This is a genomic window from Pseudomonas sp. LBUM1652, assembly GCF_059716105.1.
Genome location: NZ_CP166804.1, coordinates 2,657,064 through 2,680,719 on the forward strand (window position 1 = coordinate 2,657,064; position 23,656 = coordinate 2,680,719).

At 57.6% G+C, this 23,656-nt stretch carries 26 protein-coding genes and 1 pseudogene; 12 read left to right on the forward strand and 15 right to left on the reverse strand.

All coding sequences use genetic code 11. The annotated features are described in order from the left end of the window. Positions 1 to 8: 8 nt before the first annotated feature. The gene (locus tag ACA069_RS12170; RefSeq protein ID WP_187680716.1) at positions 9 to 395 is read right to left on the reverse strand and encodes a DUF2946 domain-containing protein; all 387 of its coding nucleotides are present in this window, start codon (positions 393 to 395) and stop codon (positions 9 to 11) included. Between the two features lie 93 nt (positions 396 to 488). Here ACA069_RS12170 and ACA069_RS12175 point away from each other — a divergent pair, with 93 nt between their 5' ends. Further along, positions 489 to 929 carry a DUF3995 domain-containing protein gene (locus ACA069_RS12175; RefSeq protein ID WP_401265432.1) on the forward strand — a complete coding sequence of 147 codons (441 nt, stop codon included), beginning with the start codon at positions 489 to 491 and terminating at the stop codon, positions 927 to 929. 48 nt (positions 930 to 977) lie between these two features. Here the strand turns inward: ACA069_RS12175 and ACA069_RS12180 are convergent, their stop codons facing one another. From ACA069_RS12180 to ACA069_RS12210, 7 genes are all read right to left on the reverse strand, one after another. Next, positions 978 to 1,340 carry a Na+/H+ antiporter subunit G gene (locus tag ACA069_RS12180; protein WP_187680714.1) on the reverse strand — a complete coding sequence of 121 codons (363 nt, stop codon included), beginning with the start codon at positions 1,338 to 1,340 and terminating at the stop codon, positions 978 to 980. Then, positions 1,337 to 1,615 carry a K+/H+ antiporter subunit F gene (locus ACA069_RS12185; protein ID WP_007910754.1) on the reverse strand — a complete coding sequence of 93 codons (279 nt, stop codon included), beginning with the start codon at positions 1,613 to 1,615 and terminating at the stop codon, positions 1,337 to 1,339. Before ACA069_RS12185 ends, ACA069_RS12180 begins: the two co-directional genes overlap by 4 nt. Then, the gene (locus tag ACA069_RS12190) at positions 1,612 to 2,100 is read right to left on the reverse strand and encodes a Na+/H+ antiporter subunit E (protein ID WP_497617713.1); all 489 of its coding nucleotides are present in this window, start codon (positions 2,098 to 2,100) and stop codon (positions 1,612 to 1,614) included. Before ACA069_RS12190 ends, ACA069_RS12185 begins: the two co-directional genes overlap by 4 nt. Continuing rightward, positions 2,097 to 3,776: a monovalent cation/H+ antiporter subunit D gene (locus tag ACA069_RS12195; protein ID WP_401265430.1), complete on the reverse strand. Its 1,680-nt coding sequence runs from the start codon at positions 3,774 to 3,776 to the stop codon at positions 2,097 to 2,099. The genes ACA069_RS12190 and ACA069_RS12195 overlap by 4 nt, the downstream gene beginning before the upstream one ends. After that, the gene (locus ACA069_RS12200) at positions 3,773 to 4,117 is read right to left on the reverse strand and encodes a Na+/H+ antiporter subunit C (protein WP_007910763.1); all 345 of its coding nucleotides are present in this window, start codon (positions 4,115 to 4,117) and stop codon (positions 3,773 to 3,775) included. Before ACA069_RS12200 ends, ACA069_RS12195 begins: the two co-directional genes overlap by 4 nt. Continuing rightward, on the reverse strand, positions 4,117 to 7,035 hold the full coding sequence (locus tag ACA069_RS12205; protein ID WP_497617714.1) for a monovalent cation/H+ antiporter subunit A: 2,919 nt from the start codon (positions 7,033 to 7,035) through the stop codon (positions 4,117 to 4,119). The genes ACA069_RS12200 and ACA069_RS12205 overlap by 1 nt, the downstream gene beginning before the upstream one ends. Before the next feature lie 215 nt (positions 7,036 to 7,250). After that, the gene (locus tag ACA069_RS12210; protein ID WP_497617716.1) at positions 7,251 to 8,189 is read right to left on the reverse strand and encodes a DMT family transporter; all 939 of its coding nucleotides are present in this window, start codon (positions 8,187 to 8,189) and stop codon (positions 7,251 to 7,253) included. 85 nt (positions 8,190 to 8,274) lie between these two features. On the opposite strand from ACA069_RS12210, the gene ACA069_RS12215 reads away from it, so the two are divergent. Both ACA069_RS12215 and ACA069_RS12220 read left to right on the forward strand, forming a co-directional pair. Then, a complete protein-coding gene (locus ACA069_RS12215) occupies positions 8,275 to 8,838 on the forward strand; it encodes a helix-turn-helix domain-containing protein (protein ID WP_401265423.1) in 564 nt (187 codons plus the stop codon). Continuing rightward, positions 8,839 to 10,242, forward strand: coding sequence for an FAD/NAD(P)-binding protein (locus tag ACA069_RS12220; protein ID WP_489880078.1), 1,404 nt, complete (start codon positions 8,839 to 8,841; stop codon positions 10,240 to 10,242). Positions 10,243 to 10,506: 264 nt separating this feature from the next. On the opposite strand, the gene ACA069_RS12225 is transcribed toward ACA069_RS12220, so the two are convergent. Further along, positions 10,507 to 11,442 (reverse strand): polyprenyl synthetase family protein, encoded by a 936-nt coding sequence (locus ACA069_RS12225; RefSeq protein ID WP_401265418.1) that lies wholly within the window; start codon positions 11,440 to 11,442, stop codon positions 10,507 to 10,509. 282 nt (positions 11,443 to 11,724) lie between these two features. On the opposite strand from ACA069_RS12225, the pseudogene idi reads away from it, so the two are divergent. The 3 genes and pseudogenes from idi to ACA069_RS12240 all read left to right on the forward strand — a co-directional run. Further along, positions 11,725 to 12,207, forward strand: a pseudogene (gene idi / locus ACA069_RS12230) (isopentenyl-diphosphate Delta-isomerase); the annotation flags it as partial. A 75-nt stretch (positions 12,208 to 12,282) separates the two neighbouring features. Next, positions 12,283 to 14,100, forward strand: coding sequence for a 1-deoxy-D-xylulose-5-phosphate synthase (dxs, locus tag ACA069_RS12235; protein ID WP_497618225.1), 1,818 nt, complete (start codon positions 12,283 to 12,285; stop codon positions 14,098 to 14,100). Further along, positions 14,097 to 15,068 carry a terpene synthase family protein gene (locus tag ACA069_RS12240; protein ID WP_497617718.1) on the forward strand — a complete coding sequence of 324 codons (972 nt, stop codon included), beginning with the start codon at positions 14,097 to 14,099 and terminating at the stop codon, positions 15,066 to 15,068. The genes dxs and ACA069_RS12240 overlap by 4 nt, the downstream gene beginning before the upstream one ends. Positions 15,069 to 15,144: 76 nt before the next feature. Here ACA069_RS12240 and ppnN read toward each other — a convergent pair whose 3' ends face one another. Then, positions 15,145 to 16,518 (reverse strand): nucleotide 5'-monophosphate nucleosidase PpnN, encoded by a 1,374-nt coding sequence (gene ppnN / locus ACA069_RS12245; protein ID WP_187680707.1) that lies wholly within the window; start codon positions 16,516 to 16,518, stop codon positions 15,145 to 15,147. Between the two features lie 224 nt (positions 16,519 to 16,742). Here ppnN and ACA069_RS12250 point away from each other — a divergent pair, with 224 nt between their 5' ends. After that, a complete protein-coding gene (locus ACA069_RS12250) occupies positions 16,743 to 17,270 on the forward strand; it encodes a DUF3087 family protein (protein WP_497617720.1) in 528 nt (175 codons plus the stop codon). A gap of 6 nt (positions 17,271 to 17,276) precedes the next feature. On the opposite strand, the gene ACA069_RS12255 is transcribed toward ACA069_RS12250, so the two are convergent. Then, complete coding sequence (locus tag ACA069_RS12255) at positions 17,277 to 18,164, reverse strand: NAD(P)/FAD-dependent oxidoreductase (RefSeq protein WP_497617721.1); 888 nt, start codon at positions 18,162 to 18,164, stop codon at positions 17,277 to 17,279. Between the two features lie 130 nt (positions 18,165 to 18,294). On the opposite strand from ACA069_RS12255, the gene ACA069_RS12260 reads away from it, so the two are divergent. Continuing rightward, a complete protein-coding gene (locus tag ACA069_RS12260; RefSeq protein WP_497617723.1) occupies positions 18,295 to 18,741 on the forward strand; it encodes an Rrf2 family transcriptional regulator in 447 nt (148 codons plus the stop codon). Here the strand turns inward: ACA069_RS12260 and ACA069_RS12265 are convergent. Next, positions 18,738 to 19,121: a DUF2784 domain-containing protein gene (locus ACA069_RS12265; RefSeq protein WP_187680704.1), complete on the reverse strand. Its 384-nt coding sequence runs from the start codon at positions 19,119 to 19,121 to the stop codon at positions 18,738 to 18,740. The two genes, ACA069_RS12260 and ACA069_RS12265, sit on opposite strands and share 4 nt — an antisense overlap. 151 nt (positions 19,122 to 19,272) lie before the next feature. On the opposite strand from ACA069_RS12265, the gene ACA069_RS12270 reads away from it, so the two are divergent. Next, the gene (locus ACA069_RS12270; protein ID WP_187680720.1) at positions 19,273 to 19,479 is read left to right on the forward strand and encodes a hypothetical protein; all 207 of its coding nucleotides are present in this window, start codon (positions 19,273 to 19,275) and stop codon (positions 19,477 to 19,479) included. Positions 19,480 to 19,524: 45 nt separating this feature from the next. Here the strand turns inward: ACA069_RS12270 and ACA069_RS12275 are convergent, their stop codons facing one another. Both ACA069_RS12275 and ACA069_RS12280 read right to left on the reverse strand, forming a co-directional pair. Continuing rightward, positions 19,525 to 19,797 carry a hypothetical protein gene (locus ACA069_RS12275; RefSeq protein WP_187680703.1) on the reverse strand — a complete coding sequence of 91 codons (273 nt, stop codon included), beginning with the start codon at positions 19,795 to 19,797 and terminating at the stop codon, positions 19,525 to 19,527. A gap of 270 nt (positions 19,798 to 20,067) precedes the next feature. Beyond that, the gene (locus ACA069_RS12280; RefSeq protein ID WP_497617725.1) at positions 20,068 to 20,748 is read right to left on the reverse strand and encodes an SOS response-associated peptidase; all 681 of its coding nucleotides are present in this window, start codon (positions 20,746 to 20,748) and stop codon (positions 20,068 to 20,070) included. A 137-nt stretch (positions 20,749 to 20,885) separates the two neighbouring features. On the opposite strand from ACA069_RS12280, the gene ACA069_RS12285 reads away from it, so the two are divergent. The 3 genes from ACA069_RS12285 (at position 20,886) to ACA069_RS12295 (ending at position 23,213) form a co-directional block, all read left to right on the forward strand. After that, positions 20,886 to 21,833: an ABC transporter substrate-binding protein gene (locus tag ACA069_RS12285; protein WP_497617726.1), complete on the forward strand. Its 948-nt coding sequence runs from the start codon at positions 20,886 to 20,888 to the stop codon at positions 21,831 to 21,833. 131 nt (positions 21,834 to 21,964) lie between these two features. Continuing rightward, positions 21,965 to 22,864 carry a polysaccharide deacetylase family protein gene (locus tag ACA069_RS12290; protein WP_497617728.1) on the forward strand — a complete coding sequence of 300 codons (900 nt, stop codon included), beginning with the start codon at positions 21,965 to 21,967 and terminating at the stop codon, positions 22,862 to 22,864. A 106-nt stretch (positions 22,865 to 22,970) separates the two neighbouring features. Next, on the forward strand, positions 22,971 to 23,213 hold the full coding sequence (locus ACA069_RS12295; protein WP_187680699.1) for a DUF1652 domain-containing protein: 243 nt from the start codon (positions 22,971 to 22,973) through the stop codon (positions 23,211 to 23,213). 3 nt (positions 23,214 to 23,216) lie between these two features. On the opposite strand, the gene ACA069_RS12300 is transcribed toward ACA069_RS12295, so the two are convergent. Continuing rightward, positions 23,217 to 23,579 carry an NUDIX hydrolase gene (locus ACA069_RS12300; protein WP_497617730.1) on the reverse strand — a complete coding sequence of 121 codons (363 nt, stop codon included), beginning with the start codon at positions 23,577 to 23,579 and terminating at the stop codon, positions 23,217 to 23,219. Positions 23,580 to 23,656 lie beyond the last annotated feature (77 nt).

Sequence of the window (23,656 nt, forward strand, 5' to 3'; positions counted from 1 at the left end):
AAGAACACTCAGGCGAGCGGTGGGGCGCGAGGGTTGGCCGAGGGCCAGGTGGAGCGGGCTGGGAGGTCGGCGCTGACGATCGGCGCCAGTGGCGGACTGTGTTGTTCCGGCAGGATCGCCAGGGTCAGGCTGGAATTGAACGCCGGGCCCATGCCGCCTGTTGAGCAAAGTGGGCAACCGAAGGCTTTGGACAGGGTTGGCAGTTTTTCTTCGGACGGATTGGCGGCGAGCGGCGCTTGCGTCGCCGGGTCCACAGTACAGAACTGGCCGCCGATACCGTTGAGCTGCATGCCGACCATTTGCCCGTGTCCGATGCTGCAGACGAACACGTTGAACAGGACGCAACAATAGAGCATCCAGGCCAGCAGTGAGCGATCGGAACGGGAGAATTTCATGGGGCGGCACTTTACCGTACCGCTGATCGGTCGTGCACTTGAAAAAAATGCGACTAGGATGATTTGTTCAAATCCCTTTCAAGGATTTCAACCATGACCTTTGTGTTGGCTCAATGGCTGGTGACAACGTTCGCGGTAATCGCCCTGGTACATGTGTATTGGGCGCTGGGTGGGCAATGGGCGGCGGTGGCGGCGGTGCCGCAAGTACCGGTGGAAGGTTTTGTGAAAACGGTGCGACCGGCGTTCAAACCGTCGGGGTGGATTACTTTGGTGGTGGCGGCTGCGTTATTGGCGATTGCCGCTTTGGTGTGTCTGCGGGTCGGGTGGGGAATGCCAGCGGTGCATCACAAGGCGCTGCAATGGGTGATCAGTGCGATTGCGCTGTTGATGTTTGCCCGGGCGATTGGTGATTCGAATCTGGTGGGGTTCTTCAAGGAAGTGAAGGATTCACGATTTGCGCGGCTGGATACGTGGGTGTATTCGCCGTTGTGTCTGGCGTTGGGAGCGGGGTTGTTGGCGGTGGCTTGGATCTGAAAAGCAGTATCAAAAGATCGCAGCCGCAGGCTGCGATCTTTTAAAGGGTTAGCTACCGCTCTCAGTCCGCCGACTGCTGACCTCGGCCGGCACATCATCCCCAGCCATGCGCTTGCGGAACAACGCCGCCCGCGCCAGCAGCAAAGTGGTCACCGGCACCGTGATCGCCAACAGAATCGGAATCAGCCATGCATGTATCACCGGCCCGGACTTCAGCGCCGAGAAGCAGATGATCGAAGCCAGCGCCACGCACCACGCTCCCAGCGTCGAGGCCAGTGCCGGCGGATGCATGCGCTGGAAGTAGTCCTTCATTCGCAACAAACCGGTCGCGCCGATCAGCGCAAAAATGCCGCTGAGTACCAGCAGGATCGCCACCGGAATCTCAACCCATAGAGACAATTCAGCGTTCATTCGATCACCTCGCCACGCAGCAGGAATTTCGCCAGGGCAAACGAGCCGACGAAGCCGAACAGCGCAATCAGCAGCGCCGCCTCGAAGTAGGTGTCACTTGAATAACGAATGCCCAGCGTCAGCATCATCAACATGGCGACGATGTAGAGGTAATCCAGCGCCAGAACCCGATCCTGAGCCGAGGGTCCTTTGAACAGCCGAACCAGCGTCAGCACCATCGCCAGCGAGAACAGAAACAGCGTCAGCAAAATTGCGTTCGACAGTAATGGGCTCATTCGAAAATCTCCATCAGCGGTCGTTCGTAAGCAGTCTTGAAGTGCTCAATGAACTGCGCTTCGTCATCCAGATCCCAAACGTGCAGCAACAAAATGCTGCGATCCAGTGCCAATTCCGACCACACCGTGCCGGGCACCACCGTGCAGATCATCGCCAGCGTCGCCAGACCGTGAGCATCGCGCAGGTCGAGCGGCACTTTGACGAAGCACGAACGAGGTGGGCGGCGGCCGGCATTGAGCACACCCCAGGCGACGATCAGATTGGACATCACCACGTCACGACCGACGAGGAGGAACAGGCGCAGCATCGTCCCCGGGCGGCGGATGCGCACTTGTTTCGGGCGTAACTTGCGCATCATCAGCGGTGCAGCAAAACCCAATATTGCGCCGAGCAGCAGATTGCCCGGGCTGATCGACAGGTTCAGCGTCAACCACAATGCCCATAGCGCGAACGACAGTAACGGTGCAGGAAATACGCGCTTCATGGCTGTACCTCCAACTGGGCTGTCTTGGCTTCCGGACTCGGTACGGCGCGGGTGCCGAGCACCGCCATCACGTACTGCTGCGGGTTGTTCAGGGCATCGGCGGTGGCCTGGGTATAGCGCAGCAGCGGTTCGGCCTTGAAGGTCAGGGCGATGCTCAATCCCAGCAGCAGGAAGATCGGTGCGCATTCGAGTTTGCGCAGCAACGGCGATGGGCGCTCCTCCGGTGTCCAGAAGCGTTGGATACCGAGGCGCGAGAACGCCATCAACGAGGCCAGTCCGGACAGGATCAGCAGTGCCAGCAGCGCCCACGCCGCGTTGGAAATTGGCGCGTCGGTACCGAGGCCCAGTGGATTGAGCAACGCACCGATCAGGCTGAGTTTGCCGATGAAGCCGGACAGCGGCGGCATGCCGATGATCAGCAGGGCGCAGGCAATGAAGCTCAAGCCGAGAAACGCCATGGTCCACGGAATGACCTGACCGACCACGGCTTTCTGCTCGTCGTCGAGGTTGATGCCTTTGGGCGGTTGCAGTGATTCCTGCGGACGAGGCAGCAATTCGCTTTCGTCCTCCAGTGGGATTTCGTTGGCCGAGCGCGAACGTTCGATCAACTCGGAAAGAAGAAACAGCGCACTCAATGCCAGTGTCGAGCTGACCAGATAGAACAGCGCGGCGCCAATCAGGTTCGGCTGGGCGAAACCAACGGCCGACAGCAGAATCCCCGCCGACACCAGAATGCTCAGGCTGGCCATGCGTTCCAGGCGTTGTGCGGCAATAATCGCCAGTGCCGCGCAGGCCATGGTCGCCATACCGCCGTAGATCAGCCAGTCAGCACCAAAGAACGCCGAAGCTCCGGCTTGCCCTGAGAACAGCAGTGTCCACAGGCGCAGCAGGGTGTAGACGCCAACCTTGGTCATGATCGCGAACATCGCCGCCACCGGTGCGCTGGCCGAGGAGTAGGCCGGTACCAGCCAGAAGTTCAGCGGCCACATGCCGGCCTTGGCCAGGAACGCTACCGCGAGAATTCCTGCGCCGGCGTGCAGCAAGCCTCGGTCGGCTTCCGGCACCAGGGGGATTTTCAGCGCCAGATCAGCCATGTTCAGGGTGCCGGTCACACCATAGATCAATGCCGCGCCGATCAGAAACAGCGACGAGGCGAGCAGGTTGATCGAGATGTAATGCAGCCCCGACGACACCCGGGCCCGACCGGAGCCGTGCAGCAACAGGCCATAAGAAGCGGCGAGCAGCACTTCGAAGAACACGAACAGGTTGAACAGATCTGCGGTCAGGAACGCGCCATACAGACCCATCAACTGAATCTGGAACAACGCGTGGAAGCTCGATCCCGCGCCGTCCCAGCGCGCCATCGCAAAGAGCAGGGCACTGACGCCGATGATCCCGGTCAGCACCAGCATCAGTGCCGACAGGCGATCGACCACCAGCACGATGCCGAACGGCGCCTGCCAGTTGCCGGGCAGGTATACGCCGATGGAGCCGGGCACGCCGGTGGTCTGCGTCCATTGCAGCAGCATCACGGAAATGAACAGACCGACGAGGCTGGAGAACAGATTGATTTTCGCCTTCAGCGGCCGGTGCTTTTCACCGAGCATCAGCATGATGGCGGCGGTCAGCAGCGGCAGCAGAATCGGTGCGGCGATCAGGTGAGTCATCGCCATCATTCTTTAGGCTCCCGGCCGTCGACATGGTCAGTGCCGGTCAAGCCGCGCGAGGCGAGCAGAACGACGAGGAACAGCGCGGTCATGGCGAAGCTGATGACGATTGCAGTGAGTACCAGTGCCTGTGGCAGCGGGTCGGTGTAGTGCAGCAAGTCTTGCGTCACGCCGTCCTTGATCACCGGTTCCTTGCCGATGAACAGGCTGCCCATGCTGAAGATGAACAGGTTGACGCCGTAGGACAGCAGGCACAGGCCCATGACCACCTGGAATGTCCGTGGCCGCAGGATCAGCCAGACGCCGGATGCGGCGAGGACGCCGATGGCGATTGCGATGACTTCTTCCATCAGACGGCTCCTTTGCTGGCGACGGACTTGGGCAGCGCTGCAGTCTTGTGACCACGCACCGATTGGTGGGCGAGGGCGGTGAGGATCAACAGCGTCGAGCCCACGACCACCGCGTACACGCCGATATCAAAGAACAGCGCACTGGCGATATGGATGTCACCCAGCAGCGGCAGGGTGAAATGCCAGGTGTGGGTGGTGAGGAACGGGTAACCGACGGCCATCGCACCGAGACCGGTGGCGGTAGCGAACAGCAACCCGGTGCCCATCCAGCGCAGGGGCCGCAGACTCATTTGCGCCTCGACCCACTGCGTGCCGGCGACCATGTATTGCAGGATGAACGCCACCGACATCACCAAACCGGCGACAAAACCGCCGCCCGGCTGGTTGTGCCCGCGCATGAACAGATAGCACGACACCACCAGCGCAATCGGCAGCAACAGGCGCACCAGTACCGCCGGCACCATCATGAAACCGAGCGCGGTGTCGCTGGCCGAGCGCGGGTTGACCAGATCGGTGACCACGTCCGGCGCCAGCAGGCGTTGCTGGGCTGGCAGTTGCAGGCTTTCTTTCGGCGGGCGGAAGCGGCGCAGCAGCGCGAATACCGTCAGCGCCACAGCGACCAGTACGGTGATTTCACCAAGGGTATCGAAGCCACGGAAGTCCACCAGCATCACGTTGACCACGTTGCTGCCACCGCCCTCGGGCATGGCGCGGCTGAGGTAGAACGAGGAGATATTGTTTGGCGTCTGCCGCGTCAGCATGGCGTAGGACAGCAGTGCCATGCCGCCACCGACCGCAATCGAAAGCAGCAAGTCGCGCAAACGACGAATGCGCGCCTTGCGCAGGCTGCTCGGCAATGGCGAGACTTCTTCGATCCGACGTGGCAACCAGCGCAGACCCAGCAGGATCAGCACGGTGGTCACCACTTCGACCGCCAGTTGCGTCAGCGCCAGATCCGGTGCAGAGAACCAGACGAACGTCACGCAAGTCATCAGCCCGCAGACACTGACCATGGTCAGAGCGGCGAGACGGTGATACTTGGCCTGCCACGCGGCACCGAGGGCGCAGGCAATTGCCAGCAGCCACAGAGTCACGAAAACAATGGAACCAGGAATCTTCGGCCGGTCGCCCCAACTCAGGCTGCTGTGCAGCATCGGAATCAGGCCGGCGAGCACGGCCGCCAACACCATAAGGAACAGCTGCATTTGCAGGCGTCGGGTGCCGAGTCGGCGTTCTACCCGACGGGCCATGCGCATCATCACTACCAGGCTGCGCTCGAACAGGCGTTTACCGTTGAAGCGGCCCACCAGTGGCGGATATTTGAAGCGGCCCTGTCTGAACTGATTGCGCAGCAACAGGTAGAGCACGATGCCGCCGGACATGGCGATCAGGCTCATGATCATGGGCGCGTTCAAACCATGCCAGATTGCCAGGCTGTATTCGGGAAGGGTGCCGCCGACTACCGGCAACGCCGCAGCGGCCAATAATGGTCCGACGATTTGTGCCGGGAAAATCCCCACCAACAGGCAGGTGAACACCAGCAATTCCACCGGCGCACGCATCCAGCGCGGCGGTTCGTGCGGAGTGTGCGGCAGGTCGGTGGCTGTCGGGCCGAAGAACACATCGACAGTGAAGCGCAGCGAGTAAGCGACGCTGAACGTGCCGGCGATGGTCGCGACAATCGGTAATGCCGCTTCAACCCACGCCGTGGCGTTGATGAACACGGTTTCGGCGAAGAACATTTCCTTCGACAGGAAGCCGTTGAGCAGCGGCACGCCTGCCATCGAAGCACTGGCAACCATGGCCAGCGTCGCTGTGAACGGAATCAGTTTGATCAAACCGCTGAGCTTGCGGATATCGCGGGTGCCGCTTTCGTGGTCGATGATGCCCGCGGCCATGAACAGCGAGGCTTTGAACGTAGCGTGGTTGAGGATATGGAACACCGCAGCGACGGCGGCCAATGGACTGTTCAGGCCCAGCAGCAGAGTGATCAGGCCAAGGTGGCTGATGGTCGAGTAGGCCAGCAATCCTTTCAGATCGTTCTGGAACATCGCGCAATAGGCGCCGAGTAACAGCGTACAGGCGCCTGCGCCGCTGACGATGTAGAACCATTCTTCACTGCCGGACAGCGACGGCCACAGGCGCGCTAGCAGGAACACCCCGGCCTTGACCATGGTTGCCGAGTGCAGGTACGCGGAGACGGGCGTTGGCGCCGCCATCGCGTGGGGCAGCCAGAAGTGGAACGGGAACTGGGCGCTTTTGCTGAGTGCGCCGACAAGAATGAGGGGTAGCAGAATAGGGTAGAGGGCATGTGCGCGAATCTGATCGCCGGCGGCCAGGACCTTGTCCAGGTCATAGCTGCCGACGACATGGCCGAGGATCATGACCCCCGCCAGCAGGCATAGTCCGCCAGCACCAGTAACCATCAACGCCATATAGGCGCCGCGACGAGCGTCGGCGCGGTGGTGCCAGTAGCCGATCAGCAGGAAGGAGAAAAGGCTGGTGAGTTCCCAGAAAAACACGATCTGGATCAGGTTGCCGGAGATCACCAGACCCAGCATGGCGCCCATGAATGCCAGGAAAAACGCGAAGAAACGCGGCACCGGATCATCCGGCGACATGTAATAGCGGGCATATAAGGAAACGAGTGTGCCGATGCCCAATACCAGCATCGAGAACAGCCAGGCGAAGCCGTCCATGCGCAGGACGAAGTTCAAGCCGAGGCTGGGCAGCCACATGAATTCTTCGCGGATCACGCCGCCGTGGGCGATTTGCGGGTACAACATTGCCACCTGGACGGTGCCGATCAGAGCGACCAGACCAGCCAGCAGGGATTCGGTATTACGCGCGTTGTGTGGCAGCATCGCTGCCAGACAGCTGCCAATGAATGGCAGAAGCAGTAGAACTATCAGGGACATAGGCTTCTAATCTGCGGAAGTTTGTGAAGCATCATACGTGCCAGCTCCCTGATCACCAAACGCGAGGATGTCTCAGAATCCTACAAAGTAGTCTGGATATTTGTGTTTGGCCTTGTTTCAACGGCGAAAAAAGATCGCAGCCTTCGGCAGTTCCTGCAGGAAAACGCATTCCAATTCGGGAGCTGCCGAAGGCTGCGATCTTTTGATCTTTGCTTTCAATTGCCGTTGTCGTTCTCCAGTGCGCCCTCAGTTTCAACGGCAGCTTTACCCTTGGTCTTCAACTCACTGACAATCACCGCCGCCACAATCAAACCGGCCCCCACCAGCGCAATCGCCGGCAACCGCTCACCGGCGATCCGCCCGACTATCCCGGCCCACACCGGCTCACCGGCATAGATCAACGTCGCCCGGGTCGGCGAAACACTCTTCTGCGCCCAGTTCATCGCCACTTGAATCGCCGCACTCGCCGCGCCCAGGCCCAGCGCTGACGCCAGCAATAGCCAGGAGAAGTCCGGAATCGCTTCACCTGTCGGTACCACCATCAAGAATGACAACACCGAAGTCGTCGCCAGTTGCACCACAGTCACCCGGCGTACATCAACCTGGCCTGCGTAAGTGCTGATCAGAATGATCTCGGCCGCAATGGCAATGGCGCTGATCAGCGTGGCAATCTCGCCCGGGCTGAAATTCAGTGAAGCGCCGGACGGTCCCGACAACAGCATCAACCCGGTAAACGCCAGCATGATCCCGATGCTCGGCATCAACCCCGGTCGACGCCCCAGCACCAGCCATTGCAGCAACGGCACGAATGGAACATAAAGCGCGGTAATGAATGCCGATTGACTGCTCGGAATCGTTTGCAGTCCGACTGTCTGCAAGCCGTAACCGAGCATGATCGCCACGCCGATGAAGGCGCCGGCCTTGAGTTCGAACAGGGTCAGTTCGCGCAAATGGCGCCACGAGAACAAGGTGACGATGGCTGCCGCCGCTGCGAATCGCAGACCGACAAAAAACATCGGCCCACTGACGGTCATCGCGTGTTGCACCAGCAGAAAGGTGCCGCCCCAGACCATGGTGATCAGCACCAGGACGCACTCGGCTTTGCTGAAACGGGAGAAACGGAGGGAGGTGTCGGGGCGATTCACTGACGTCATAACCTTGCGCACTATAAAAGGCAGGACGCACAATGCGCCCAACGTTGCGCAGTATACTGCCCAACCCCACCGAGTGAGCAATATAGTGCCCAAAGATTCCAGCCAACGAACCTCCGTCCTGCAACACGTCAGCCAAAATGTCCGACGCCTGCGCCACGCGGCCGACATGAGCCAGACCGCGCTGGCGGAAAAATCCGGGGTGAGCCGGCGCATGCTGGTGGCGATCGAGGCGGGCGAAAAGAATGTCAGCCTGACCACCCTCGACCGTGTCGCCGAAGCGCTCGACGTCGCTTTCAGCGATCTGATTCAGGCGCCCGATGCTCGTGATCCGAGCCGGATCAACGAGGTGGCGTGGGCCGGCGTGATTCCCGGTAGCAAAGCGGTATTGCTGTCGAAAGCTACCGCGACCCGTGAAGTCGAACAGTGGGAATGGTGCCTGCAACCCGGTGAGGTCTATCCCTCGCAACCGGATGCCGACGGCTGGAGCGAACAGATCTACGTGTTTGAAGGCTGCCTGACGTTAATGCTGGGCGATCAGCCGCAGCCCATCGGTGCAGGGGAGTTCTTCATGTTTGCCAGCAATCAGCCGCATGCCTATCGCAATGACGGAGATGTCGCGGCGCGGTTTGTCCGTAATGTGGTGATTTGAATGAGTCAGCGCGCAGATATCCTGGTTATTGGTGGTGGCCTCAGCGGCACGATGCTGGCGGTGCAATTGCTGCGTTTGCCCGGTCAGCGCAAGATTCTGATCATTGAACCGCGAGCCGAACTGGGGCGGGGCGAGGCTTACAGCGCTGTCGAATTGGGCCATACGCTTAATGGCAACGCTGCGCGGATGAGCGTTGACCCGGATAACCCGAATGACCTTACGCAGTGGCTAACCGAGCATATTACCGCCGGTGGCTGGCCAGAGTCGGCTGAGCAAGATGTGCCTGTCAGTGAACTGTTCCCGCCTCGTGGGTTGTTTGGCATTTACGTGCAGCAGCGGTTGGCCGAGGCGAGCAGTGTCGGTGCGCAACAAGGCTCGACCGTCGAGCATATACGCGCAGAGGTCGTCGACCTGCAAACCGATACCGATTCGGTACAACTCACTCTGAGCGATGGCCAGCACTTACGGGGCGCATACGCGGTGCTCGCCACCGGTATGTTCCCCGCCGCGCGCACGCCGCAAAAGCAATCCAGTGGCGTTAATGCCGCGGCACTTGATCCGTGGGATGTCAAGGCCATGCGTCAACTCGATCCACAATCGACCGTGTTGATTATCGGCTCCGGCCTGACCATGGTTGATGCCGTGGTCTCGCTGGAGCAGGCCGGGCATCGGGGGCCGATTGAAGTGTTTTCCCGTCATGGGCTGCTGCCCCATGTGCGGCGCCAACCACCGGTTTGGGTGGATTTCCTCGCTGAAGATCACAACATTCGTTCGCCCCGGCAGTTGCTGCACGAATTGCGTCGACATTGCCGCGATGCCATCGCCCAAGGCATCGACTGGCAAGCACCGCTGGACACGGTGCGCGCGCATATAGGACGGTTGTGGAGTCAGGCGACTGACGTGCAGCGTCGCCAATTCGTACGTCATGTTCGACCCTGGTGGGAAAGCCATCACCATCGTTCGCCGCCGCTGAGTGCGCAGTTGGTTGAGCGTCTGCATGACGAGGGACGTTTGCGGATTCAGGCCGCTTCTTTCAAAGGGCTTGAGCCGTGCGCGGAGGGTGAGGTGAGTATTCGCATTCGTCGCCGTGGTGAAGCGGAAACCTGCGTAGTTCGTGGCGCGGCGTTGATTAATTCAAGCGGTATTGAGTACGACTGGCGGCGGGTCGCGCTACCGTTGCCGCAGCAGTTATTGACGCGTGGGCTGGTTAAACCGGGGCCGCTGGCGTTGGGAATTGCGGCTGCGATTGATGGCGCAGTGCTGAACCAACACGGACACGCGGCAGATCGGTTGTTCGCCATGGGCCCGCCGTTGCGCGGAATGTGGTGGGAGAGTACGGCGGTGACGGATGTGGCGTTACAGGCCAAGGCGTTGGCGGGGCGATTGGGTGCTGAGCAAGGCTGAGGATTAACGTTGCTGATCAGGGCCTCTTCGCGGGCAAGCCCGCTCCCACAGTGTCCGAGTCGTACATGTGGTGTGTGAACAACACTGAAACCTGTGGGAGCGGGCTTGCCCGCGAAGAGGCCGGTTCAGCCAATGACTATCGTGGTATCGCATCTAACAGCGTCCTGTTTCATCAACGGAGCCTAGTACCCTGGAAAGTGCTGGCTTTTGTATCAGAAGCCCAGCTTATCGGTAATGGCCGCACAGTTCTTGACTCATCGGGTGTCAGCGAATCAAGTTCTCGTAGAAGTTATCTTGCAAGTTTTGCTGGAAATGAATGCTTTGCAAGAAACCTTCAAGTTGGCGGAAGTCTCGATTATCTATGTTTTTTTGTAAATTATATAAGTGCTGTTCTATTTGTTCATAGCTGTCCTCCATTAGTTGGAGCGCCCGAGAGAATATGCCGGCATTTCCCCAGGCGATAATGATTTTCTTTTTTTGCAGTTTGCTTATTTGTTTTTTAATCAATGTCTCTTTTGCGAGAATCATCAGGAAGGACTTTGGGCCGCCTTCAAGGTCGGGGGCGAAACCTTTCTTTTTGAAATGAGGGATGTGATTGATGTCGCAGTAGTCGTTGATAAAGCGGTAGTAAACCGCTAGCTCCAATAACATTTTTTTCAACTCAAGATAGCAGTGCCCGGGTAGCGGATTAATGTGCTGGCAAGCTTCAAGGATGAAAAGGAAGAAACACCCGGTATTGGTTTCAGCGATAAATCGGTATTCGTCCAGTGTGGGTAACATCGCTCCTTCACTGATCTGTGTGTCGAGATACTGGCCAATGTGCAATGCCTCCAGACTTTCCAGCCCCGCCTTCACCAGTGCAATGTTTTGCGTGTGACACAGCTTCTGCAAGCCATCAATGTATCCATACATACCTGAGATAATCGCCGTGGCAACACCATACTGGACCCAGACCGACGGCGCTCCGCGACGAACCCGATCCTCGTCGACGATGTCGTCGTGTATCAGGGAGGCGGTATTGAAGCGCTCGACGCAGTGACAAATAGCCTGGGTCTGATCGCGGTCGATTCCATACAGCGCAGCCAGTGCATGAGTCAGGGAAGTCCTGACTTTCATGCCAGCATGTTGTTCCTGATAGTTGAAGGGCATTACCCAGCTATGTTTGGCGGCTTCGTATTGCTGTATGGACATCGGGCGCATAATGGTTTCCGTCTTCCGACCCGTCCATGGGGGCTGATGTATAAGTCGATGTCTTTTGCACCATAGCGTTGACCTCTAGCCATTGCGAGACTGTTTAAAGAATTATTTGTTATAGATTTTTCCGGATTGCATTCTATGACAGGTATAGGCATTGTTGTGACGAACGGCGGTTTGTATCTTTGAGTTTTTTTTATATTCAACTAGCGTTATTTAATATCGATTGCTTGCATTCAGGTTCTCGTTCGTACTATTTCCAGTGTCGAGGGTGTGGCGAGGTTTATCGTGGAACAACTCATTCTTGTCGATCAGCAGGACAATATCGTCGGTCATGCAGGGAAAATGGAGATTCACGAACGCGGCATTTTGCATCGCGCCTTTTCAATATTTATTTTTGATATTGAGGGTCGCCTGCTGTTACAGCGCAGAGCGCTGGGCAAATATCATTCGCAAGGACTTTGGACCAATACCTGCTGTGGCCATCCGCGATGGGGTGAAATCACCATTGACGCGGCCAATCGAAGGCTGCATGAAGAAATGGGGCTGGCGTGTGAAGCCCTGGCCGAAGTTCATGCGTTTATCTATCGAGCCAGCGTCTCCCATCAACTGACAGAGCATGAATACGATCACGTTTTGGTCGGTTTCAGTTCGTTTGACCCTTTGGCCAATCCCGAAGAGGCACTTGATTGGAGGTGGGTGACGCTCGCCGATCTTGAACGGGACCTGGAGGCTCGTCCTTCGGTGTACACCGCTTGGTTTCAGATGATTGTTCAACAGCAAGGTATTGCACGTATTCAGGCATGGAGCGACTTATCGAGAGCTTGCGTATTACCCAGGGCGGGTCTGCTCGCCCTGATTGACTCGCCCGCTGATCTGCGTCGTCTGCATCGATCAGCATTACCTCGATTGGCTGAGGAATTGCGTATGTTCGTCTTGAAAAGCGTGGCTGCAACTGGCGGTCATCTCTCGGCAAATCTAGGGACGATTGAGCTAACCATCGCCTTGCACTACGTTTTTCAAACACCTGCTGACCGTATCGTCTGGGATGTTGGACACCAAGCCTATGCGCACAAGATTTTGACTGGTCGCCGCAAAGCGATGGCCGGGATCAGGCAGCGGGGTGGCATTTCTGGCTTTCCTCGCCGCCAGGAGTCTGAATTCGATTGCTTTGGCACTGCTCATGCCAGTACTTCCCTGTCAGCCGTACTAGGCATGGCTGTCTCTGCACAATACAAGGGTGAATCAAGGCACTGTATTGCGGTGATTGGCGACGGGGCGCTGAGCGGTGGGATGGCATTCGAGGCGTTGAACAATGCGGGAATGCACACGCACCTGCCCTTGCTAGTCATTCTTAATGACAACCACATGTCCATTTCCAAGCCGGTCGGCGCTTTGTGTGAGCACCTTCAGGTGTTGGCTCGCAGCGAAGGCAAGCAGGTAATTTCCGGTTTTTTTCAGGCATTGGGTTTTGACTATTCAGGACCGATCGATGGGCATGATCTCGATCAACTGGTTTCAGCCTTGCGCGTGTACGCCAAGCGCCCAGGACCCAGAGTGCTGCACGTTGTCACCCGCAAAGGTTATGGGTATGCGCCTGCGGTTCATGACCCGGTGCTCTATCACGCACCGGGAAAGTTTGATCCTGCATGCGGATTCAAGGTCGGGAAAGCTTCGCTTCGGACTTATGCGGACGTCGTTGGGCAATGGTTATGCGAGGTCGCCGAGTACGACTCGCGAGTGATGGTCATATCCCCGGCCATGTGCGAAGGCTCGGGGCTTGTCGAGTTTCAGCGGCGCTTTCCGGGTCGGTGTTTCGATGTCGGGATTGCCGAACAACCTGCCCTGACTTTTGCCGCAGGTTTGGCAGTAGAGGGACTCAAACCGGTGGTGGTGATCTACTCGACCTTTCTGCAGCGTGCCTACGACCAATTGATCCACGACATAGCGATCCAGCATTTGCCAGTCGTATTGGCTATCGACAGGGCTGGCGTCGTTGGGGCGGACGGTGCAACGCATACCGGAGCCTTTGATATTGCTTATCTGCGCTGTATTCCCGGCTTGGTGTTGATGGCGCCGGCGGATGAAAACGAGTGTCGACAGATGTTGAATACCGCGCTCATGCACGATGGGCCGGCTGCAGTGCGATATCCAAGGGGGCGGGTTGTTGGTGTTCCCGATGGAGAGCCATTGGCAAGCCTTCCTGTAGGTCGAGGTGAGGTTTGTCGTTTGTCCACGCACCTCGATTACCCGAGAGTTGCCATCCTTGCTTTCGGTTCAGTTGTGGCTGCTTCTCTGGAGGCTGCAATAACGCTGGATGCGACCTTGGCCAATATGCGGTTCATCAAGCCACTGGATCATTCCTTACTGGATGAACTGGCGCGTGGTCACGATGTGCTGATTACTGTCGAGGAGGGTTGTATCAAAGGTGGCGCCGGCTCGGCGTGTCTTGAGTATTTGAACAGCGCTGGCTTGTTCCGTCCAACCTTGCAACTTGGATTCGAGGACGACTTTATCGAGCACGCCACACCGGAAGAAGTCCTTCAGCAATGTGCGCTTGATGCAAAGGGTATTGCGCTTTCAGTCACGAAGTTTCTAGGACAGCCAAATCTCAACCCCCACGTTTCCCTCCGCCATGAGAAAAATCCACGAGGTGCACTGTGACCTACTGCCTCCCTCCCTGTTTACAGGGGCTTGAGATTACATTAAGCCCTCTGAGTGAAGAGGCCGAGCAACATACTCGTCAGTGGCTCAAAGGCCTTGGGCTTGAGGCTTCCGCGCGTGCGACGCATCAACTTGATATCTATCTTCCAGGCAAATACGGGGGCTACATGTGGCCCGATGCTGAGCGTGAAGATTTGTATATCCTTTCTGATCTGACGGGTTGGTTCAGTCGCGTGGATGACTTGGCTGACGAAGACCTGAGCCGATCACCCGAAGCACTGGAAAAGGTACTGCGCAAGGTGCATGACGTTGCGCTTGGTGGGGCTTTTCGGACGTGCGAAGGGTTGGCAGGGGGACTGGCAAACATCATTGCTCGGGCAGGGTTGTCCATGACCGAGCAATGGAGATGTCGGACGCTCGATCAATACACCAGCTACATTCACGCCTGTATGTGTGCTGCCGTTCATCGAGTTGAAGGAACTCAACCGATGCTTGATGATTATGAAAGCATCTGGCGCAACGCTGGCGGTTTTCAGGTTTGTTTCGAGTTCACCTATTTTGCAACCCGGATCGAGCTTCCCTCGGCGGTCTACTACAGCACGCCATGGCAGACGCTTCGCAGGATTACCCTGAACTTAATGAAGGCGGTCAATGATCTTCTGTCATTCCGCATTATGGAAAATCCCGACGAGGATGTTTACAACCTGCTGACCCACCTGCGCCATCATCAAGGCTTGAGCCCTGATCAGGCAGCGACTGAAGTGAGGCAACGGATCGAAGCATGGGCCTTGATGTTTTTCGATCTTAAGGCGCGGCTGCCTGATGAGCTGGATCGATTGGGCTGTGATGTGGTCATTCGCGAGCAGGCCGTACAGTGCGCCGAAGCATTCAGGGTGCAATGGATCGGCAACATTGGTTGGCATCTGGCAGTACCTCGTTATCGCGAGGTACGGTTTCGGCCTGATTGATACTTACCTCGCAGGAATGCCCACTTGTGGAAGCCAACTTTCTGGTTCCCGCAAGAGGGCGTGAAGGTTTGAACGCTTACGCCACCACTCGATAGCACGGCACATACGCCGCGCCGCCCGGCAGTTTCATCCGGTGCTGGGCGACGAAGGCTTTGAGCAGAGCATCCAGCGGTTGCATGATCACCGCATCACCACGGATCTGATACGGACCGTGTTCTTCGATCAGGCGAATACCCTTGTCCTTGACGTTGCCGGCAACGATCCCGGAAAACGCCCGGCGCAGATTGGCCGCGAGTTCGTGCGGTGGCTGGTCGCGGTTGAGTTTCAGGTTGGCCATGTTTTCGTGGGTCGGATCGAACGGACGCTGGAAGCCTTCGTCGATTTTCAACAGCCAGTTGAAGTGGAACGCATCGTTGCGCTCGCGGCGGAACTGCTTAACGGCTTTCAGACCCTGAGTCATCTGGCGCGCGACTTCAGCCGGGTCGTCGATGATGATTTCGTAGTGCTGCTTGGCCGCTTCGCCGAGGGTGGCGATGACGAAGGCGTCGAGCTGCTCCAGATACGGTGCGGCATGTTTCGGCCCGGTCAGGATCACCGGGAACGGCAGGCCGGCGTTATCCGGGTGCATCAGGATGCCCAGCAAGTACAGGAACTCTTCAGCGGTCCCGGCGCCACCCGGGAAGATGATGATGCCGTGACCAACGCGGACGAAGGCTTCCAGACGTTTTTCGATGTCCGGCAGGATCACCAGCTCGTTGACGATCGGGTTCGGCGCTTCGGCGGCGATGATGCCTGGCTCGGTCAGGCCCAGGTAGCGACCGCCATGTATCCGCTGTTTGGCGTGGGCGATGGTCGCGCCCTTCATCGGGCCTTTCATCACGCCGGGGCCGCAGCCGGTGCAGATGTCGAGGCTGCGCAGGCCCAGTTCGTGGCCCACTTTCTTGGTGTATTTGTATTCTTCGGTGTTGATCGAGTGGCCGCCCCAGCACACGACGATCTTCGGCTCGACGCCCGGGCGCAACGTGCGGGCGTTGCGCAAGAGATGAAAGACGTAGTCGCTGATGCCTTGCGAGGTGCTCAGGTCGATGCGTTGGCTGTCGAGTTCGTTTTCGGTGTAGACGATGTCGCGCAGGGCGCTGAACAGCATTTCCCGGGTGCTGGCGATCATTTCGCCATCGACGAAAGCATCGGCCGGAGCGTTCAACAGCTCCAGGCGCACACCGCGATCCTGTTGGTGAATGCGGATTTCGAAGTCCTTGTAGGCTTCGAGGATGGTCTTGGCGTTATCGACATGGGCGCCAGTGTTGAGGATGGCCAGGGCGCACTGGCGAAAGAGGGTGTAGGTGCTGCCGGATCCGGCTTCGCTCAGTTGCTGAACTTCACGTTGAGAAAGGGTTTCCAGGCTGCCTTTAGGGCTGACCGAGGCGTTGATTACGTGTCGTTGGGTCATGCAATGATCCTTAAAACGATGTCATCCCCAAACCAGGCGAATGGCATCCGAATAGTGTGTATCCATGAATGAAGATGGCACGATCTGCGCTGTACCGCCATGTCCCCGTTGATTGGTGAAAAGATGAAAAGGAGCCCCAGCATAGCTAAATCCTTGGTAGAGGCGATAATGCGCGGGCCAGTTTTTTCCGTTGCCCTTTTTGTCATTCAAGGAAGTCAGTCGTGATGTTCGAGATTCAGCCGATGGACGCCGTCACTTTTCGCCAGCAGACGCGGCGCAGCACAATGATCATCGCCGTGCTGTTCCTGGTGCTGGCGATGTTGTTTTCGACGGTGGCGGTGGCACTGTTTGGCGAGCCCGGCGGCGATAACCTGCGCTTCAATGTTGGCGGAGTGTTTGCGGCGTTCCTGCTGACGGCGGCTTTGTTGCGCGGGCGCTTCTGGAATCAGACCTGGATGGCCCCGGCTGTTTATAGCTGGCGGCTCAAGCGCAATCTTATGAGCGTCACCAATGTGATGCATCAGGTGACGGCGGCAGTGCAGAAGAATGATCCGACGGCGATGAAGGTATTGCGTTTCTATCACTTGGGACTGACGCAGATGCATGAGCTGGACGGTAACTCCAGCGATCATGCGCAACTGCACCGTGAAGTCGAAGCGCACAAGGAGCGGATGCATGCGCTTGGTTTTGATATCGATCAGCCACGCCTTGATCCGGCGTGGCTGGAAGTTCTCAAGCAGACGTCTCGTTAGTCTGTATCAGACAAAAACCAGTGAACGGTGAGTGCCGGCTCCCGCACGTGCGCCATCACCTACCGAGACGGCAACCGAACCGGCGGCGAGCGCCGCGTCACCGCATGCAAACACGCCCGGTATGCTGGTCTGTTGCATGGCGTCGGTTTGAATGAACGGGCCCATCGGGCCGTCTTCAAAAACACAGCCCAGTTGCTCGGCCAACGGGCTGGCCATTCGAGTGCGCGGCATGGCGAAAAGACCGGCAACGCTGATCACCCGGCCATCGCTGAGCACTACATCTGCTCGCTTACCGCTGATATGGCTGACCGTTTGAGGTTCCAGCGTCACGCCGCGTCGATCGAGTTCTGCCAGTTGTTCGGCGTCCGGCTCGAACACGCCGTTGGTGAAGAAAGTGGTCTGGCCCCAATCCGGCAAGAGCAAGGCGTGGTGGATCGACAGCGGTGACGTCGCCAGCACGCCAATTGCGCCCTGATTCAGTTCATAGCCGTGGCAGTACGGACAATGAAACACGCTTTTACCCCAGCGCTCTTGAAGACCCTCGATGGCGGGTAATTCATCGATGACACCGCTGGCGATGATCAGTCGTCTGGCGCTGGCTTGCTGTCCGGTGGTGGTGTGCACCTGGAAGCCTTGGTCTGTCTGACGTGCTTCCAGCGCGGTATCTGCCAGCCATTGCACCGTCGGATAAGCCAGCAGTTGCTCCCGGGCGTCGTGGGCGATATCGCCTGGCGCACGTCCGTCCTGTCCGAGAAATCCGTGGGAAGTTTCGGCAAATCGGTTGCGACGCAGGCCCGAATCCATCACCAGCACTTTGCGTCGGGCGCGGGCCAATTGCAGGCCTGCAGACAGTCCGGCATAGCTGCCGCCGACGATGATGACGTCGTACACCATGATCAAATCTCCGTGTGATTTTCACGGTACACCGTAAGTTACGTGAAATATGCCTGTCAATAGTCTCGTAACTTCAGACATTGCAAGCGATACTCGGCGCGTCTTGGCAAGGGCTTGAAAAGGATCATCGATGAGAAATGACACTCGGCTGTCGCGCATGCTTCACGTATTGATTCACATGGATCGCCACGAAAAACGTGCGACCTCGGAAACCATCGCCGGCATGCTGGGCACCAATCCGGTGGTGGTGCGGCGCACCATGGGCTTGCTCAAGGAGCAGGGGTTCGTGACGTCGGAGAAGGGGCATCAGGGTGGTTGGGCGCTGGCCAAACCTTTGGGGCAGATCTCGCTGTTGGAGATTCATCAGGCGCTGGGCACGCAGTCGATTTTTGCCATCGGCTTGTCGACGGATCATCCGGAGTGTCTGGTCGAGCAAGCGGTGAATGCCGCGCTGACGCGCACCTTCGATGAAGCGCAGGCGCTGTTGCTGTCGAGGTTGGGCGGCATCACCCTGGCGGATTTGGCGGCAGATTTCGATGCGCGCTTCACATCAGTCCGCGAGGGTGAGACAAGTTAAGAGTGTGCAGCGGCTCGGCGAAGTTTCCACGAGCGAATCAACCGCCCGTAGACCAGCAGGTTAACCGCCAGTACCACACTGCCCAGCGCCAGTTGAATCTGCGGGGTGAGCCCGGCGGGGTAGATGATCGGCCAGATGTAATGCTCGATGAAACCGCCGGCGTATTCGGTTTGCCCGGCGGCGTGGCGCATGAGGTTTTCCCAGTAGGTCAGTGGGCAGGTCAGGTGCAACATCTCGACCGCAAAGCCCCACGCGGCGGCGGGTATATGCAGCCACATCAGCCGCGGCCACTTGAGCACCAGCAGCCCGCCGAACAGCACGAACAGAATGAATAGCAAATGAAACAGCACCAGCCCATCGGCTGCGATTCGGTACAGCATGTCGTTTCCCTGACGCGATTGTGAATGGCGCTATGTTACGCGCAGGGCTGGGGCAATTGCGCAAGATTGTTCATGCTTTCCAACGGCATTTGCTGGCAGAGTCTTTGGCTGGTTTCTTCGCTTTGCTGCATTGGTGGTTTTAAGTGGGTCGATGAAACTGTTCTACGCTCTAAGGATGATGATTTCTTCCAAAAGCGAGGTGGGCATGGCAATCGAGCAGACACGTCCGGATGATGATGACGATGAGCCAACGGAAGCGGAGATAGAGGAGCAAAAAAGACGACAAGAACAGACCTGGAAACATGATGACAGCAGAGAGTTGTCGGATCGGGATCAGGAGCGTCCGCTGAAACCCTGAATGCCCCATACAAAAAGCCCCGTATCAAACGGGGCTTTTTGCATTTTAAAGGTCTTCCAACTGTGTGAAGTCCGGATGTGTTGCCCGATATCCCAAGGTTCTGTCGATCCACGCGTTGAGTTCGTTGACCATCACCGGCGCATGACCGGGATACCCCTCGAGGGTGGTGCGCAAGATACGTTCGATGTCAGGGACTGAACTCAGGTTTCGGGTCTTGATGTAATGGCCGATAAAACAGTCGAGTTGAAAGCGTTCTGTCGTGGACAGATATACACACTCCAGGCCCTTGGCCTGTTTGATTGCAAAATCGTCGCGCAACTTAGTTCTCTGCAAGGCTTAAAAAGAGTTGTAGGGAATTTCCTTGTTTGTTGACTCTTTGGTCAACTGGTATACCAAATGGAAATGCGGCGCGCATGCTATCCGTAGCGCATCTAAATGTATGTATGACGGTTGAAGTGTCAGACAGGCGGTTAATTCACTCAAACGACTGTTTAGCGGGTTGCTGTTTCTTTGTTGAAACAGTCGTTGTAACGAAACGGAATCACTCTCGGTTGGTGCCTTTTGATAACGCGCCACGGCAAGAAATCTTTAGGCCACTTCATCAATCAAGCCTGCGCCTTGATTGCGTGAATTGCCCACGGCTCTGTCGACCTTGTGCCATTCGAACACCTCGGTTTTTTCACCTTCGAACAACAGCATTTGTTCGGCCCGCTCCAGCGGTGTGGCCGTGTCGAGCCATTCGCGTGCCAGTTCTGCGCAAAACACCACCGGGCGGCGGTCGTGGATGTCGAGCATGCCGCCCTCGCTGTCGGCGGTGATGATCACGAAGCCATCGTCATCCAGTGCTTGCGTATCGGGTGTCGGAAATTGACCGATGCCGGCGCAGAAAACCGGCCCGTGATCGGCCCTACGAATCAGCCAGGGTTGTCGGGTGTGATCCTCTGCATCCACCCACTCAAACCAGTTGTCGACAGGCACGATCAGGCGATGACGCCAGATCGACCGGAAGAACGGCCCGTGGGCAACTTTTTCAACGCGCGCATTGATGGGCGGTGCTCGGTCCTTGGCCCAATGCGGGCGCCAGCCCCAGCGCAGATTTTGCGCATGAACCTGGTGATTGTGTTGCTGAAGGATGGCCAGCGAAGTGGTTGGCGCAGCGTTGTAGTGTGCCAGTGGTGCGTCGCCGACATGGTTGATCAACGCATCGGGAATGCTCAGCACCGCGACGAAGTCGTGAATGCCACGGTATTGCGAGAGTCTTCCGCACATGGGCTGAATCTCCTGTAGGAAATATCAGCTTAGTTGGCTCTCGGTATTTGCAGTGATGAGCTTATGCATTAATCGAATTTAAAATTAGGTAGTTAAGAGCGTTATGGTCTATGCATCCTTCATTTGCAGGACTCGCCATGAAGCTTTCCCGTTTCCTCCGCAACACGCTGACCGTTGCATTGCTCGCATCGCCTTTTTCCTACGCTGCCGAGCCTGTGGTCCTGCATGTCGGCGACCAGAATTACTACAACATCCGCGCCTCGGTGGAAGCATCGGGCGTGTTGAAGGACGCGCCGTACACGGTGGACTGGAAGCATTTCCAGGCAGCCGCACCGTTGGCTGAGGCCTTGCAGACAGGTTCTCTCGATCTGGGATTCCTCGGCGATTCAGGTTTTCTGTTTCTCGCTGCGAAACAGGCGCCCGTGAAACTGATCGGCGTGTCACGGCAGAACCCGGACACCATCGCGTTGCTGGTGCCAAAGGATTCGCCGGTAAAAACCATCGCTGACCTGAAGGGCAAGAAAGTCGCTTACTGGCCCGGCGCATGGAGCCAGCAACTGACCTTGCGCGCACTGGAGCAGAGTGGTCTGCCAGAGAGCTACGTTGACTTCGTCAAGCTGATGCCGATTGATGCGGCTGCTGCTTTGCCCCAGGGCAGCATCGACGCCTTTCCGGTGTGGGAACCGTACATTTCCCAGCAGATTCTGTTCTCCGGCGCTCGTCCGATTCTGACCGCGAAGAATCTCATGCCGGGGCTTAGTGCGATTGCAGCATCAACACCGTCTGTCGATAGTAAACGTGAGGCGATAGCCGATTTTCTCGGGCGTTTAAAGCAGGCGCGCGCGTGGGTCGATAGCCATACCGACGAGTACGCTGACTTGTGGGCGAAGAAGGCCAATCTTGATCAGGAGGTTTCGCGGCACTGGCTGCGCCAGGCGCACATGACGGTCGGACCGGTCGATCAACAAGCCGCGACCGACCTGCAAAGCACTGCGGATTTCCTGTTTAAAGTTAAAGCGTTGCCGGCACCGCTGGCCACGTCGGGGATTATCGACACCTCGTTCGAGCAGGCGTTGACTCGCTGAACGAGCGCCGGAACCAAACCCTGTGTACCTTATCCAACCTCAGCTCGCAGAACCGAGCGCAGGGATGGATAAGGGCGAGGGAGCTTTGCCGATCGACAATATGACCGCAGTGGTCGGGCTCAAGGCAAAACATGACATCCGGATTCAAGCTTCTTTGTGCGACGGCCATCGTTTTCGGACTGGCAGGCTGTATCGCCGCGCCCATCGAAATGACTGCGAAAACCGAAACACGGCTGAAGGATCAAGCGCCGGTTCGTTTTCTGCTGACGTTCGATGACGGCCCCAGCGCTTCAAGTTTCTGGAACCCATCGGCCACGGTGCTCGACAGTCTGAAGGACAATCCGCTGCAACCGGACATCAAAGCCGTGTTTTTCGTCCAGACTCGTGCGCCTCGGGCCGGTCATAGCGAGATCGGCCGTAGCATCATGCAACGTGAGCACAATGAGGGGCATATTCTCGCGTTTCATACCGCCACTCACTGGCACACCAACCATCGCTCGCTCGACCCACAACAACTCGAAGAGTCCCTGAGCAACGGCACAGCGGACATCGCGGCCATTACCGGAGCGCCGCCCAAGTTGTTGCGCCCGCCATTCTGGAACTACGACAAACGTACTTTCGCCGCCTATCAGCAACACGGGCTGCACGTTTTGTTGACCGATTTGAGTGCCAATGACGGCAAGATCTGGGGTTTCAATGCCAGCCCGCGTCGACGGGCGAACATGCTTCGGCAGTTATCGGAAGTCCGCGAGCGCATTGCCCAAGGCGAAATTCCAACCGTGGACGGGGTGATTCCGGTGGTAGTGACCTTCCATGACCTCAACCGCTATACCGCGCGGCATACGCGTGAATACCTGCAAATCCTGCTTGATAGCGCTGCGGCTACCGGCGTGAAGCTGGCGGACAAGCCGTTCTATGATGACCGCGCTGCATTGGAGAAGGCTGCACTGGCGCGTACTGTTCAGCAAAGCTCTGAGTCGGTGCAGTTGCCGGGGCTCTGGAACTGGATCTGGGGCCATGACGCCCACTGAGAGACAGATGGAATATGTGATCAAGTTGGCGTTTTTCGGGCGAGCGGGGCGGTAATCGCTCATCTATGCTCATCGGATCGATCCCGCGCCTGTGAGGCGTCCGCTCATGCTCGCCATTGCCGACATTTGCCGCATTGTCGAATCCGGCTTCCCTGCGCTGAAGTGCGACTGCACGCAAGTAGGGCAGGGGTTATTGCGGATCAAGGTTTATGAGCCGGACAGCGGGCGCGTCGAGTTACTGCTCAATGGCGTTTCCCCGGAACATCTCGTCACGATCCGTGACATTTCCAATTTCATCGGCGAATTACGCACGGAAATAAGCGCGGGCCGCAGGGCTTTCGCCGGCTGAACATCATAAACGTCGTTGAAAAGCCTGGACGATGCGCAAGGTCGCGTCGTTGGTATGCAGATTGTGCACGGCATTCAGCGGGTGCCAGATGCAGTCGATGATCTCGTTCTGCGGGCGTGCCTGATCAATATTCAGCACTGAGGCTTCATAGACGTGATGCCGGGTGCTGCCGCTTTGTAGTTCCATCAGGTAAAGCACGTCGTCGGCCTTCAGCCCTGTTTCTTCGCGCAATTCGCGCACGGCTGCATTCGCTCGGGTTTCACCGGGCTCGACTTTGCCTCCGGGCAAAGTCCAGCGGCATCGAGGTTTGCGCACCAGGAGAATGTGACGGTCCTGTTCGCAAATGACGGTTGCTCGTACTTTCATCTGTTACCTGTTAACTGCCTGTCACGAATAGGTAATAAAACTGCAATATTCGAGCCGAGCCATTCTTTAAAGGTTCC

What these genes read in the sequence shown, in the direction of transcription:
- ACA069_RS12170 (WP_187680716.1), bottom strand. Translation starts at nt 395, where the DNA reads ATGAAATTCTCCCGTTCCGATCGCTCACTGCTGGCCTGGATGCTCTAT.
- ACA069_RS12175 (WP_401265432.1), top strand. Translation starts at nt 489, where the DNA reads ATGACCTTTGTGTTGGCTCAATGGCTGGTGACAACGTTCGCGGTAATC.
- ACA069_RS12180 (WP_187680714.1), bottom strand. Translation starts at nt 1,340, where the DNA reads ATGAACGCTGAATTGTCTCTATGGGTTGAGATTCCGGTGGCGATCCTG.
- ACA069_RS12185 (WP_007910754.1), bottom strand. Translation starts at nt 1,615, where the DNA reads ATGAGCCCATTACTGTCGAACGCAATTTTGCTGACGCTGTTTCTGTTC.
- ACA069_RS12190 (WP_497617713.1), bottom strand. Translation starts at nt 2,100, where the DNA reads ATGAAGCGCGTATTTCCTGCACCGTTACTGTCGTTCGCGCTATGGGCA.
- ACA069_RS12195 (WP_401265430.1), bottom strand. Translation starts at nt 3,776, where the DNA reads ATGATGGCGATGACTCACCTGATCGCCGCACCGATTCTGCTGCCGCTG.
- ACA069_RS12200 (WP_007910763.1), bottom strand. Translation starts at nt 4,117, where the DNA reads ATGGAAGAAGTCATCGCAATCGCCATCGGCGTCCTCGCCGCATCCGGC.
- ACA069_RS12205 (WP_497617714.1), bottom strand. Translation starts at nt 7,035, where the DNA reads ATGTCCCTGATAGTTCTACTGCTTCTGCCATTCATTGGCAGCTGTCTG.
- ACA069_RS12210 (WP_497617716.1), bottom strand. Translation starts at nt 8,189, where the DNA reads ATGACGTCAGTGAATCGCCCCGACACCTCCCTCCGTTTCTCCCGTTTC.
- ACA069_RS12220 (WP_489880078.1), top strand. Translation starts at nt 8,839, where the DNA reads ATGAGTCAGCGCGCAGATATCCTGGTTATTGGTGGTGGCCTCAGCGGC.
- ACA069_RS12225 (WP_401265418.1), bottom strand. Translation starts at nt 11,442, where the DNA reads ATGCGCCCGATGTCCATACAGCAATACGAAGCCGCCAAACATAGCTGG.
- ppnN (WP_187680707.1), bottom strand. Translation starts at nt 16,518, where the DNA reads ATGACCCAACGACACGTAATCAACGCCTCGGTCAGCCCTAAAGGCAGC.
- ACA069_RS12250 (WP_497617720.1), top strand. Translation starts at nt 16,743, where the DNA reads ATGTTCGAGATTCAGCCGATGGACGCCGTCACTTTTCGCCAGCAGACG.
- ACA069_RS12255 (WP_497617721.1), bottom strand. Translation starts at nt 18,164, where the DNA reads ATGGTGTACGACGTCATCATCGTCGGCGGCAGCTATGCCGGACTGTCT.
- ACA069_RS12260 (WP_497617723.1), top strand. Translation starts at nt 18,295, where the DNA reads ATGAGAAATGACACTCGGCTGTCGCGCATGCTTCACGTATTGATTCAC.
- ACA069_RS12265 (WP_187680704.1), bottom strand. Translation starts at nt 19,121, where the DNA reads ATGCTGTACCGAATCGCAGCCGATGGGCTGGTGCTGTTTCATTTGCTA.
- ACA069_RS12270 (WP_187680720.1), top strand. Translation starts at nt 19,273, where the DNA reads ATGAAACTGTTCTACGCTCTAAGGATGATGATTTCTTCCAAAAGCGAG.
- ACA069_RS12280 (WP_497617725.1), bottom strand. Translation starts at nt 20,748, where the DNA reads ATGTGCGGAAGACTCTCGCAATACCGTGGCATTCACGACTTCGTCGCG.
- ACA069_RS12285 (WP_497617726.1), top strand. Translation starts at nt 20,886, where the DNA reads ATGAAGCTTTCCCGTTTCCTCCGCAACACGCTGACCGTTGCATTGCTC.
- ACA069_RS12290 (WP_497617728.1), top strand. Translation starts at nt 21,965, where the DNA reads ATGACATCCGGATTCAAGCTTCTTTGTGCGACGGCCATCGTTTTCGGA.
- ACA069_RS12295 (WP_187680699.1), top strand. Translation starts at nt 22,971, where the DNA reads ATGCTCGCCATTGCCGACATTTGCCGCATTGTCGAATCCGGCTTCCCT.
- ACA069_RS12300 (WP_497617730.1), bottom strand. Translation starts at nt 23,579, where the DNA reads ATGAAAGTACGAGCAACCGTCATTTGCGAACAGGACCGTCACATTCTC.